The following is a 12,169-nucleotide window of genomic DNA, read 5'->3' on the forward strand; positions in this document are numbered from 1 at the left end:
CGCAGGGGAACCCTTCCCGGCCTCCGGTCGGGTCAAACCAGCAAACTTGCAAAAATATTCTGTCATGTTATAATATATAAAATCATAATATAAACATATGTTTGCAAAAGAAGGAGGCCATTTATGTCATTCACTCACACCCTTCATCCCAGCCGAAAAAACATCCGGCTTTCTCCTGTGGTTTACCAACTGTCCGGGCTGACTTTCCTTACGGTGTGCACCCTGGACAGGGAACCTCTATTTGGATGTATTGAACAGGGAGTTCTGCATCCTACGGAAATTGGGAATCAGGTGGCGGCTCATCTGGATTGGTTTGCCAACCGGTATCCGGGGATGGAGATCCTGCAATGGGTGGTGATGCCCAACCATATCCATTTATTGGTATTCCGAAATCAGGATAGGGCAACCATTTCCCTGGCCGGATTCATCAACCAGTTCAAAGGTTGTACAACCCGGGTGTGCGGGCGTAAAATTTGGCAGCGTGGATATTACGACCATTTGGTAAGGACGCCGGGGGATGGGGTCCGGATCATGGAATATATAGAGAACAACCCAAGGAAATGGGAGTTGGACCGGTATTTTGGGGAATGAAAATGAGCCCTCCGGGAGGCCGGGACGGGCGTGCCTGTGGCGCGCCCCTACGGCGTAGGGGTTCCCCGCAGGGGAACCCTTCCCGGCCTCCGGTCGGGCATATCTTCCTCAAAAAACCAGGCCCCGGCCGGGACCTGGTTTTTTCTTTCTTCATTCCACTATAGTCCCTCCCCCCAGGACCACTTCTCCGTCGTACAATACGGCGGCCTGGCCGGGGGTGATGGCTCTTTGGGGTTCGTCGAATCGGACGGTGAAAGTATCCTTGCCGGTGGGGGTTACGGTGGCGGGCTGGGCTTCCTGGCGGTACCGGACTTTCACCTGGCACCGGACGGGGCCTTCCGGCACTTCTCCGCTGATCCAGTTGGCGTCCCGGACCTTTGCTTCCCGGCTGAACAGGGCTTCACTGGGGCCCACGATCACGGCGTTCTTTGCCGGGTCGATCTTCACTACATAGAGAGGATAATCGGGCTGGTTCAGCCCCAGCTTCTTGTGCTGGCCCAGGGTGTAATAGATGATCCCTTTGTGCTGGCCGATCACGTTGCCTTCCAGATCCAGAAAGGGACCGGGCTGGGGCTTGTAGTCCAGGATCCGCTGGACCGCATCGGTGTACTGGCCGTTGGGCACGAAACAGATGTCCTGGCTGTCCGGCTTCTGGGAATTGATGAACCCGTTTTCCGCGGCGATTTCCCGGGTATGGGTCTTGTGGTATCCCCCCAGGGGGAACCGGGTGTGGGCCAGCTGGTCCTGGGTCAGGCTGTAGAGCACATAGCTCTGGTCCTTGGCCGGGTCCGTGGCCCGGAGCAGCTGGTACTTCCCTTCCGGGGTCTTCCGGATCCGGGCGTAATGGCCGGTGACCACACAGTCGCAGCCCAGTTCCAGGGCCCGCTGGTACAGGGCGCCGAACTTCAGGAACCGGTTGCAGTCGATGCAGGGGTTGGGGGTGTGGCCCAGGGTATAGCTCCGGGCGAATTTTTCCATTACGTCTTTTTTGAATTCTTCCGTGTAGTTGAACACGTAATAGGGCATATGGAGCCGGGCGGCCACGCTCCGGGCGTCTTCCACGTCGCTGAGGCTGCAGCAGGTTTTGGAACTGCAGCCGGCGTCCGGGTTGTTGTACAGTTTCATGGTGCAGCCGATGCAGTCATACCCTGCATCCTGCATGAGTTTGGCGGCTACGGAGCTGTCCACTCCGCCGCTCATGGCGATCAGTGCTTTCATGATGCATCCTTTCTGTTACAGCCGGTGTTCCAGCCGCCGGAGCCGCTGGACTTCCCGGATAAGGGTTTGGGCCGTATAGTCCACCTGTTCCCGGGTAATGTCATCCCCCAGAGAGAACCGGAGGGAAGATCTGGCTTCTTCCGGAGTGCAGCCCAGGGCCAGGAGCACATGGCTGGGTTCCGGAGAACCGGAGGCACAGGCGGACCCGGCGGAAACGCAGATGCCTGCCATGCCCAGCACCGGAAGCAGGGCTTCTGCGGGGACTCCGTCAAAGGCCATGTTCAGGTGGCCGGGGAGCCGGGGCACCTGGCCGCTGTGGACCCGGGTGCCGCCCAGGGCCAGGAGCTTTGCTTCCAGGGCGTCCCGGGCTTCTGCCATCTTCCGGGCGTTGGCATCCAGATTATTCACCGCTTCTTCCAGGGCGGCGGCCATGCCCACGATGCCGGAGACGTTTTCCGTGCCGGCTCGCTTCCCCCGTTCCTGTTCTCCTCCGAAAATCAGGTTTTCCAATTCGATGCCTTGCTTGGTAAAAAGGAAACCAACTCCTTTGGGTCCATAGAATTTATGGGCGGAACCGGACAGGAAGTCGATGTTCCCGGCTTCCAGGGTAACCGGCACATGGCCCAGGGCCTGGACCCCGTCGGTGTGGAACAGGGCTCCCTGTTCATGGGCCAGGGCGGCCAGCTCCCTGATGGGCTGGAGGGCGCCGGTTTCGTTGTTGGCGGTCATCACGGATACCAGGGCGGTTTCCGGGGTCAGGGCCCGGGCCAGGGTGTCCGGTTCCACCTGGCCTTCCTGGTTCACCGGCAGCAGGGTCACGGCAAAGCCTTCCTTCTGGAGGGCCTCCAGGGTGTGGAGGATGGCGTGGTGCTCAATGGCACTGGCGATAAGATGGGTGCGGCCGTGCTTCTTTCCCCAGGCAGCGGCGGTCCGAAGGGCCTGGTTGTCGCTTTCGCTGCCCCCGGAGGTGAAGGTGATTTCCCGGGGCCGGCAGCCCAGCAGCCGGGCGATGGTTTCCCGGGAGCCGATCAGGGCCCGGGAGGCTTCCTGCCCCAGGGGATAGGTGCTGGAGGGGTTGCCGTACTGTTCTGTAAAATAAGGCAGCATGGCCTCCAGGACCTTGGGCAGGACCCGGGTGGTGGCTGCGTTGTCGGCATAGACGAACATGGTGGTGCTCCTTTGTAAATTAATATCATATTATTATACTACAGAAAAGATTCCTTTTCCTTCTTGCATTTATTCTCTTCCCATGCTATACTTTTAAGGCTGTATATATTATATATACTTCTTCTGCCCTCATGGTAGAGGAGCAAATCCAAAGGAGGAGGTGATTTCGTGAATAACTACGAAGTCATGTACATCGTTAAACCGGTAGAAGAGGACGCTTTCAACGCTGTTGTAAAGAAGTTCGATGACCTGCTGGTGGCTAACGGCGCTACGATCGAAAAAACCGATAAGTGGGGCAAAAAACGTTTGGCATATGCTATTCAGGACTTCAATGATGGTCTGTATGTTCTGACCACGTTTGCCGCTGAACCTGCAGCCGTAAAGGAACTGGACCGTGTGATGAAGATTACCGACGATATCCTGCGTCACATGATCATTCGCAAAGGCGAATAAGGAGGCTGGGTGTATGAATCGCATTATCTTGTTGGGCCGTCTCGTACGGGATCCGGAAGTCCGGGTTACACCTACGGAAAAAACGGTCTGCACCTTTACTCTGGCAGTTGACCGTCCCTTCGCTTCGAAGAACGGCCAGCGGGAAGCGGATTTTATCAACATTGTAACGTGGAATAAAACCGCTGAATTATGTGGGAACAGTTTGACCAAGGGTCAGAGAGCTCTGGTGGAAGGGCGTCTGCAGATCCGCAGCTACGATGGAAAAGACGGGAACAAGCATTACATGACGGAAGTCATTGCGGACCGTGTGGAATTCATCGAACGGAAAGGCTCCGGCAGTCCTGCCGCAGGCCAGCAGAATCCTCCATCCCAGAATCAGTCCTCTCAGGGCGGCTCCGCCGGTCCCATGGGTGGCTTTGGCTCTGAAGTAGGTTTTGACGAAGAGATCCCATTTTAAAAGGGAGGATAGAGAATAGCTATGATGAAGCGTGAAAGAGGTAACCGGAGACCCAGAAGAAAAGTTTGCTCCTTCTGCGTCGACAAAGTCCAGGAAATCGATTATAAAGATGCAGCCAAGCTGCGGAAGTTCATCACCGAACGGGGCAAGATCCTGCCTCGCCGGATTTCCGGCACCTGTGCAAAACATCAGCGTCAGCTGACCATTGCCATCAAACGTGCCAGAAACGTTGCACTGCTGCCGTTTACGGCTGAATAAGCTGGATGACAGAGACAGACCCTTTCGGGGGTCTGTCTTTTTTTTGTCAAATATTGTAGAATAGTAGGGAAACGCTCTCTTGGTTGTCAATGGCCAATGGTCAATGGCCGAAGGAAACTATCATCATGGAGGAATATCGCTTTGCATTACCATAAAACTTCTTCGCTGGTGGAATCCGGCATTTTGGCGGCGGTGGCCGTGCTTTTTACCCTGGTGGGGAACTACATCCCGGTGCTGGACATCATTGTGAGCATCCTGTGGCCTCTGCCCATCATCCTTTGCGGCCGGCGGAACGGGCTGAAATGGAGCATTCTGTGCCTGCTGGTCACCGGGTGCGTGGTGGCGGTGCTGCTGTCCCCCCTCCAGGCTCTGACCCAGTGCCTGATTTTGGGGCTCATCGGCCTGTTCATGGGTTATGCCATGGAAAAACAGATGACTCCCACCCAGACCCTGCTCATGGGGAGCCTGGGGGCCCTCCTTTCCACGGTGCTCAGTGCCCTGGCAGCCTATTTCTTCATGCATGTGAATGTAATCGAAGTGTTCTTCCAGTCCATTGACGAATCGGTGAACATGAGCAGCGAGATTTTCCAGACCCTGGGGATGAACGGGCTCACGGACACCCAGCTGGCCCAGCTGAAAAAGATGTTCGAACTGATCCTGCCGGCCGGGGTGCTGCTCAGCGCGCCCATTACCGCCATTGCCAACTACTGGGCGGCCCGGAAGATCCTGGGACGGATGGGGGATTACTACCCCTGGTTTCCGCCTTTTTCCCTGTGGAAGCTGCCCAAATGGCTGCTCCTGCCCTATGGCATCGGGATGATGCTGATCTTCTTCGGCCAGAACTATCAGGATTCCCTGGTGTACCGGGGCGGGTACACCCTGTATATGATGATGAACATGCTGCTCCTGGTCCAGGGGCTGAGCCTGATCCGCTGGTATGTGGAATACCGCCATTATCCCCGGATCCTGCTGCCGCTGAGTCTGCTGCTGACCTTCACCCTGCCCATCGCCTCCCAGCTGGTGGTGGTGCTGGGGGCCTATGAAATGGTCTTCGATCTCCGGAAGATCCGGAAGCCAGGGGCCAAAAAGCCTGAATAGAGGGGGATAGTATGGAGGAGAAATCACGCCGGAACCTGTGGCAGTCCGTGCGCATCGGGGTGGCCCTGCTGGGGTCCGTCCTGGTGATCTACGGGATTGCGGTGAACCTGGCCATCTGTACGGCCATCGGGTTCATTTCGGTGCTGCTGGTCTATTATCTGACCTTCCGGAGCAACCGGCTCCGGGAAGCCTGGTTCAACCATTCCATGACCACGGTGGTCCGGAATATTGAACGGGCCAACAATTATGCGTCCCAGCGGATCCCCATCGGCATCGGGGTTTTCGACAAAGAAGGACATCTCCAGTGGCGGAACCGGCTGTTCAACGAATTCATCGCGGTGGAGGTGCCGCTGGCCACGCCTTTTGAAAAGGTGCTGCCGCCGCCGGACAACAATTTTGCCACCCTGCGGCTCCGGGACGCGGACAAGCAGATCAAGATCGGGGATCGGATCTACAAGATGCTGGTCCGGCGGATCCAGATCACCGACAATCCGGAGGAGGATACGGGGCTGGCCCTGTACCTGACGGATATCACGGACCGGGAACGGCAGAAAAAACGGTATGAGGAAGAACGGCCGGTGGTGGCCTATGTCCAGTTCGACAACTACGACGATGCCATGAAAGGCCTCAACGAAAACGAGCGGGCCAGCCTGATCGTGGACGTGACCAAGGCCATCGGGGGCTGGGTGGAGGAAGTCCACGGGTACTTCCAGAAATACACGGAAGACATGTTTGTGGTGGGCATGAGCCGGAAAGGGCTGACGGACACCATCAGCAAGAAGTTCCAGGTGCTGGACCGGGTCCGGGAGATTAAAAGCGGCAACCGGATCAGCCCCACCATCAGTATCGGGGTGGCGGCGGACGGCCGGAACCTGGCGGAACTGAGCCAGAAGGCCCAGGCGGCCCTGGACCTGGCTTTGGGCCGGGGCGGGGACCAGGCAGTGGTCCAGCTGGGGGACGATATGAGCTTCTACGGGGCCCGGGGCTCCGTCCAGGCGAAAAACACCCGGGTCCGGGCCCGGATCGTGGCCCAGGCCATCCACGAACTGATGGTCAGTGCGGACCAGGTGTTCATCATGGGCCATGCCAACGAGGACTACGATGCCCTGGGGGCAGCCATCGGGGTGGCCAAAATGGCCCTGACCCTGAACAAGAGCTGCTGCATCGTCACCAGCGGCCAGGGTCCTTCCCTGAAGAAGCTGGAAACCGTGTCCAAGGACCAGAGCGACCGGTACCTGTCCCTGTTCGTCAACGAGGAAGAGGCATTGAAGCGGATCACTCCCGGCAGCATCCTGGTGCTGGTGGACCACCATCGGGCCATGCTGAGCGCGGCGCCCAAGGTGCTCCAGGCCATCCGCCGGCGGATCATCATCGACCATCACCGGCGGGCGGAGGATGCCATCACCGATGTGATGCTCCAGTATATGGAACCGTCCACCTCTTCCACCTGTGAAATGGTCACGGAGATCCTCCAGTATTTTGAAAACAAGCTGCAGTTTTCTGAAGTGGAAGCCACGGCCCTGTATGCAGGGATTTTGGTGGACACCAAGAATTTTGCGGTGCAGACCGGGGAACGGACTTTCGAAGCAGCGGCTTTCCTGCGCCGGAACGGAGCCGATCCCCATATGGTTTCCCTGCTGTTCAAGGATGATGAACATACGGTGCTCACCCGGGCCCGGATCATCACCGAGATGAAACAGCCTCTGCCCGGGCTGGCTGTGGCGGTGCACCAGTGTTCCTGTCAGGACAAGGATACGCCGGTGATCGTGGCCCAGGCGGCGGATGAACTGCTGACCATGGATGACATCCGGGCCAGTGTGGTTTTCAGCCAGAATGAAAACGGAGTCAGCATCAGTGCCCGCAGTGACGGATCCGTCAATGTGCAGGTGATGATGGAAGAACTTGGCGGCGGCGGCCATCAGACCGTTGCCGGGGTACAGGTGAAGGGCGTGACGGCGGAAGAACTGATGCCGAAGGTCCTTGAGCTGGCCAAAGAACAAATGAAGGAGAGCGATACAGATGAAGGTAATTCTGCTGCAGGACATCAAGAAATTGGGTAAGAAAGGCGATATCATCGAAACGGCGGAAGGTTACGGCCGGAACTATCTGATTCCCCGGGGAATCGCGGAAGAAGCCACCTCCCGGAACCTGAACCAGGCCAAACAGGACATGCAGGTGGCCAAACACCGGGCTGCCCAGGCTCATGACGAAGCGGTGATCCTGGCTGCCCAGCTGGAAAAGGTGACCCTGCACATGAAGGTGAAGGTGGGAGCCAACGGGAAGCTGTTCGGATCCATTGCCTCCAAGGATGTGGCGGATGCCCTGCTGACCCAGACCGGGATGGAAGGGGTGGACCGCCGGAAGATCGAGATTCCGGAAACCATCAAGAGCCCGGGGGTATACACCGCAACGGCAAAACTGCTGCCGGATGTATCCGCCAAGTTCAAGGTCGTTGTAGAAACGGAAGAATAAAAAAGGAACCCACCACCAGCCCCAGGCTGGTCCCCCGCCCTTGAAAAGGGCGGACAGACAGGACAATGACTGTCTTGAGAAGGGGATCGGCACCTCTGTGATACGGTGGTGGGTTTCTTTTCAGGAAGGAGGTTTGCTCTTTGGAAGAACGTATTCCACCCCAGAATATCGAGGCGGAACAAAGTGTGCTGGGGGCCATGCTGATCAGCCGGGATGCCATCGACAAAGCCGGGGAAATCCTCAATGAGGATGACTTTTACCGGCCGGACAACCGGGTGATCTTTTCGGCCATTATGGATCTCCACAGCCGGAACGAGGCGGTGGACCTGGTTACGGTCACCGAAGAACTGCGCCGGCTGGGGAAGCTGGATGCCATCGGAGGCACGGCGGCCATCACCGCTCTCAGCAATGCGGTGCCCACTGCGGCCAATGTGGTGTACCATGCCAAGATCGTGGAGGAAAAATCCCTCCGCCGGCAGCTGATCAATTCGGCTACGGAAGTGGCGGCCAGCGGCTACGAGGAAGAACAGGACATTGCCCAGACCATCGACCAGGCGGAACAGAAGATCCTGGCGGTGGCCAACCGGAAACATTCCGGGGGCGTGGTGAAGATCAAGGACATCGTGAAAAGCGCCATGGCCCGGATCGAGGAATTGTACGACACCAAGGATGCCTTTACCGGCCTGCCCACCGGGTTTTCCGATTTCGACAAAATGACCAGCGGGCTCCAGCCTTCGGATCTGATCATCGTGGCAGCCCGTCCTTCCATGGGGAAATCCTCCCTGGTGCTGAACATTGCGGAACATGTGGCTCTGGACGGGGGAAAATCCGTAGCCTTCTTCTCCCTGGAAATGAGCAAGGAGCAGCTGGTCCAGCGGCTGCTGTGCTCCCAGGCCCGGATCGACGCCTCCCGGCTGCGGATCGGCCAGCTCCAGGAAAGCGAATGGCCCAACCTGGTGAACGCGGCGGACAAGCTCAGTGCCGCCAAGATCATGCTGGATGATACGCCGGGGATGACGGCCCTGGAAATGCGGTCCAAGGCCCGGCGGTGGAAGAACGAGAAAGGCCTGGATCTGATCATCGTGGACTATCTCCAGCTGATGCAGGGGTCCTCCAAACGGGCCAGCGACAACCGGCAGCAGGAAATGAGTGATATTTCCCGGTCCCTGAAGGGGCTGGCCCGGGAGCTGAATGTGCCGGTGATCGCCCTGTCCCAGCTGAGCCGGAGCGTGGAACAGCGGACCAGCAAACGGCCCATGCTCAGTGACCTGCGGGAATCCGGGGCCCTGGAACAGGATGCGGATATTGTGTGCTTCATCTACCGGGACGATTACTACAACCCGGATACGGAACAAAAGAACGTGGCGGAACTGATCGTGGCCAAGCACCGGAATGGCCCGGTGGGCACGGTGCCGCTGTATTTCCGGAAGGATATCACCCGGTTCGAGGATCTGAGCCGGAGACCGGAATAAATGCGGCTGCCATACAGCAGCCGCCTGTCAATTGTCAATTGCCGAAGGAAAGAACCCGCTTGGAACAGCGGGTCCTTTTATTGCAAACAAAAAATTCTTGTCGTTGCGAAGCGTTCGGTAAAATGATACAATAAAAAGACAGCGGGAACGGTGTGTTCCCTCGTTATGCCATTTTTTTGTTATACCTAAGGAGGAAGTATTGTGATTCCACGTTATACCAGTAAAGAAATGGGTTCCATCTGGACGGAAGAAAACGAAGACCGCAACATTGTCAAAGTTGAAGTCACGGCCTGCGAAGCCATGAACAAACTGGGCATTGTACCGGATGATGCGCTCCATGACATCCAAACCAAGGCGGACTTCGATCTGGACCGGGTCCATGAAATCGAAAAGACCACCAACCATGACATCATTTCTCTGCTTACTTCTGTGGCTGAACACGTCGGCGATGCTTCCAAATATATCCATAAAGGCCTGACCTCCAACGACGTGAAGGACACGGCCATGGGGCTCATGATGAAACATTCCGCGGAAATCCTGATCCGGGAAGAAAAGGAACTCCATGAAATCCTCAAGAGCCAGGCTCAGAAATACCGTCACACCCTGTGCGTGGGCCGTACCCACGGGATCCATGCGGAACCCATGACCTTCGGCCTGAAGTTCCTGCTGTGGATGTCTGAAACCGAACGGAACATCGAACGGCTGGAAATGGCCAAGAAATACATCTCCGTAGGGAAACTCAGCGGTGCCATCGGGACCTATTCCAACATTGACCCGTTTGTGGAAAAATACGTGTGCGAAAAACTGGGGCTGACCCCTGTGCCCATTGCCAACCAGGTTGTCCAGAGAGACCGCCATGCCTTCTATCTGAGCACCATTGCCGTGTGCGGCGCCACCCTGGAAAAGATGGCCACGGAAGTCCGTCATCTCCAGCGTACGGAAGTCCGGGAAGCGGAAGAATATTTTGCTCCCGGCCAGAAGGGCTCTTCCGCCATGCCTCACAAACGGAACCCCATCACCTGTGAAAAGATCTGCGGCCTGGCCCGGGTGCTCCGGGGCAATGCAGAAGCTGCCATCGAAAACGTGGCCCTGTGGCATGAACGGGATATTTCCCATTCTTCCGTGGAACGGATCATCCTGCCGGATTCCACCATCCTGCTGGACCACATGCTGCGGAAAATGAAGGACATCATGGGCAAGATGCTGGTATATCCGGAAGCCATGATGCGGGACCTGAACCTGACCGGCGGCCTGATCTACAGCCAGAACCTGCTGATCGCCCTGGTAAGCAAAGGGGTGCTCCGGGAAGATGCCTACAAGTGGGTGCAGCGGAACGCCATGGCCCGGTGGATGGAAGGGGCCGACTTCAAGACCAACGTGGAAGCGGATCCGGACATCGACAAGTACCTGACCAAAGAAGAAGTGGAAGCCTGCTTCGAACCGAAACATATGCTGAAGCATGTGGATGAAATCTACGCCCGGTTTGGAATGTAACCCGAAAGAAGGAGAACTCTATGTCATCTGTTGTTGTAATCGGTTCCCAGTGGGGGGACGAAGGTAAAGGCAAGATTGTTGACTACCTGGCCCAGCAGGCTGATGCGGTGGTCCGCTATTCCGGCGGTTCCAACGCCGGCCATACGGTGGTGGTCAATGACGTTTCCTACAAGCTCCGTCTGCTGCCCAGCGGGATTTTATACAAGGACAAAACCTGCATCCTGGGCAACGGTGTGGTGATCAACCCCCGTGTGGTGCTCCAGGAAATCGCCGAAATGAAGGCCAAGGGCGTGGATACCAGCAACCTGCTGATCAGCGACCGGGCCCATGTGGTGTTCCCGTACCATGAAAAGCAGGACGAACTCCAGGAAGCTGCCCTGGGGGATGCCAAGATCGGCACCACCAAAGGGGGCATCGGACCCTGCTATATGGACAAATATGCCCGTACCGGGATCCGGGTCTGCGATCTGATGAACAAAGACGTGCTGGCTGCCAAGCTGAAACGGAACCTGGATGCCAAGAATGCCCTGTTCACCAAAGTCTACGGGGCAGAACCTCTGGCCTATGAACCCATGCTGAAAGCCTACCTGGACTATGCGGAAGAACTGCGGCCCCATGTGACTGATACCAGCGTAGCTCTGGGGAACATTTTCGATGCTCACAAGAAAGTCCTGTTCGAAGGGGCTCAGGCCACCTTCCTGGACATCGACTACGGCACCTATCCCTATGTGACCAGCTCCAACCCCACCGCCGGTAATGCAGCCACCGGCAGCGGCGTAGGGCCCCGGTTCATCGACCATGTGGTGGGCGTGGTGAAAGCCTATACCACCCGGGTAGGGGAAGGCCCCTTTGTGTGCGAACTGTTCGATACTGACGGCCCGGGAACCTATCTCCGGAACACCGGCCATGAATTCGGCACTGTCACCGGGCGGCCCCGCCGCTGCGGCTGGCTGGATGCCTTCATGGTGAAATATGCTGCCCGGCTGAACTCCCTGGATGCCCTGGCCATTANNNGGCTGAACTCCATGGATGCCCTGGCCATTACCCGGCTGGATATCCTGGACGGCATGGACGAAATCAAGATGTGCACCGGCTGGACCATCGACGGAGAACCCATCCAGCACATCCCGGCGGATCTGACCATCCTGGCCAAAGCCAAACCGGTTTACGAAACCTTCAAAGGCTGGAAAAAGGACATTTCCGGGGTACGGTCCTACAGCGACCTGCCGGCGGAAGCCCAGGCCTATCTGAACCGGCTCAGCGAAGTGGTGGGCGTGGAAATCGGCATTGTGTCCGTAGGCCCCAACCGGGATCAGACCTTCTCTCTGAAGGAATTCTTCTGAGCAGGAAAATAAATTTGAAAAAGGCAGAGAAAATGCTTGCATTTTCTCTGCCTTTTTGCTATACTGAATAAGCTTTCTCGAAGAGAAAGCAACAGACTGAAACTTGATCAGCAGCGAAATGTTTCAACTGAAACATTGAAAGAAAA

The 12,169-nt window shown here is 57.1% G+C and carries 12 protein-coding genes; 10 read left to right on the plus strand and 2 right to left on the minus strand.

The genetic code is table 11. From position 1 onward, the window contains the following. Window positions 1-123: 123 nt before the first annotated feature. Entirely contained in the window at window positions 124-591 is a 468-nt protein-coding gene (locus QVO43_RS10085) for a transposase (protein ID WP_022486620.1), read from the plus strand. A gap of 150 nt (window positions 592-741) precedes the next feature. Here the strand turns inward: QVO43_RS10085 and mnmA are convergent, their stop codons facing one another. Together mnmA and QVO43_RS00145 are read right to left on the minus strand one after the other, a co-directional pair. Further along, complete coding sequence (gene mnmA, locus QVO43_RS00140; protein ID WP_022486621.1) at window positions 742-1,809, minus strand: tRNA 2-thiouridine(34) synthase MnmA; 1,068 nt, start codon at window positions 1,807-1,809, stop codon at window positions 742-744. 15 nt (window positions 1,810-1,824) lie between these two features. Further along, on the minus strand, window positions 1,825-2,976 hold the full coding sequence (locus QVO43_RS00145; protein WP_022486622.1) for a cysteine desulfurase family protein: 1,152 nt from the start codon (window positions 2,974-2,976) through the stop codon (window positions 1,825-1,827). Between the two features lie 168 nt (window positions 2,977-3,144). Here QVO43_RS00145 and rpsF point away from each other — a divergent pair, with 168 nt between their 5' ends. From rpsF to QVO43_RS00190, 9 genes are all read left to right on the plus strand, one after another. Then, complete coding sequence (rpsF, locus tag QVO43_RS00150; RefSeq protein WP_012937438.1) at window positions 3,145-3,429, plus strand: 30S ribosomal protein S6; 285 nt, start codon at window positions 3,145-3,147, stop codon at window positions 3,427-3,429. Window positions 3,430-3,442: 13 nt separating this feature from the next. Continuing rightward, window positions 3,443-3,886: a single-stranded DNA-binding protein gene (locus QVO43_RS00155; RefSeq protein ID WP_022486623.1), complete on the plus strand. Its 444-nt coding sequence runs from the start codon at window positions 3,443-3,445 to the stop codon at window positions 3,884-3,886. A gap of 21 nt (window positions 3,887-3,907) precedes the next feature. After that, a complete protein-coding gene (gene rpsR, locus QVO43_RS00160; protein ID WP_012937440.1) occupies window positions 3,908-4,144 on the plus strand; it encodes a 30S ribosomal protein S18 in 237 nt (78 codons plus the stop codon). Between the two features lie 141 nt (window positions 4,145-4,285). Further along, on the plus strand, window positions 4,286-5,242 hold the full coding sequence (locus tag QVO43_RS00165; RefSeq protein ID WP_022486624.1) for a YybS family protein: 957 nt from the start codon (window positions 4,286-4,288) through the stop codon (window positions 5,240-5,242). An 11-nt stretch (window positions 5,243-5,253) separates the two neighbouring features. Then, window positions 5,254-7,302, plus strand: a complete 2,049-nt coding sequence (locus QVO43_RS00170) for a DHH family phosphoesterase (protein ID WP_022486625.1) — start codon at window positions 5,254-5,256, stop codon at window positions 7,300-7,302. After that, on the plus strand, window positions 7,262-7,714 hold the full coding sequence (gene rplI / locus QVO43_RS00175) for a 50S ribosomal protein L9 (RefSeq protein WP_022486626.1): 453 nt from the start codon (window positions 7,262-7,264) through the stop codon (window positions 7,712-7,714). The genes QVO43_RS00170 and rplI overlap by 41 nt, the downstream gene beginning before the upstream one ends. A 140-nt stretch (window positions 7,715-7,854) precedes the next feature. Further along, window positions 7,855-9,186 carry a replicative DNA helicase gene (dnaB, locus tag QVO43_RS00180; RefSeq protein WP_022486627.1) on the plus strand — a complete coding sequence of 444 codons (1,332 nt, stop codon included), beginning with the start codon at window positions 7,855-7,857 and terminating at the stop codon, window positions 9,184-9,186. A gap of 201 nt (window positions 9,187-9,387) precedes the next feature. Beyond that, complete coding sequence (gene purB / locus QVO43_RS00185; protein ID WP_022486628.1) at window positions 9,388-10,680, plus strand: adenylosuccinate lyase; 1,293 nt, start codon at window positions 9,388-9,390, stop codon at window positions 10,678-10,680. A gap of 20 nt (window positions 10,681-10,700) precedes the next feature. Then, entirely contained in the window at window positions 10,701-12,023 is a 1,323-nt protein-coding gene (locus QVO43_RS00190; RefSeq protein WP_022486629.1) for an adenylosuccinate synthase, read from the plus strand. Window positions 12,024-12,169 lie beyond the last annotated feature (146 nt).

The organism is Acidaminococcus sp. CAG:542 (assembly GCF_000437815.1).
Taxonomy (GTDB): Bacteria; Bacillota; Negativicutes; order Acidaminococcales; family Acidaminococcaceae; genus Acidaminococcus.

Excerpts from the sequence above, each read along its gene's own strand:
- QVO43_RS10085 (WP_022486620.1), top strand. The coding sequence starts at position 124 with ATGTCATTCACTCACACCCTTCATCCCAGCCGAAAAAACATCCGGCTT.
- mnmA (WP_022486621.1), bottom strand. The coding sequence starts at position 1,809 with ATGAAAGCACTGATCGCCATGAGCGGCGGAGTGGACAGCTCCGTAGCC.
- QVO43_RS00145 (WP_022486622.1), bottom strand. The coding sequence starts at position 2,976 with ATGTTCGTCTATGCCGACAACGCAGCCACCACCCGGGTCCTGCCCAAG.
- QVO43_RS00155 (WP_022486623.1), top strand. The coding sequence starts at position 3,443 with ATGAATCGCATTATCTTGTTGGGCCGTCTCGTACGGGATCCGGAAGTC.
- rpsR (WP_012937440.1), top strand. The coding sequence starts at position 3,908 with ATGATGAAGCGTGAAAGAGGTAACCGGAGACCCAGAAGAAAAGTTTGC.
- QVO43_RS00170 (WP_022486625.1), top strand. The coding sequence starts at position 5,254 with ATGGAGGAGAAATCACGCCGGAACCTGTGGCAGTCCGTGCGCATCGGG.
- rplI (WP_022486626.1), top strand. The coding sequence starts at position 7,262 with ATGAAGGTAATTCTGCTGCAGGACATCAAGAAATTGGGTAAGAAAGGC.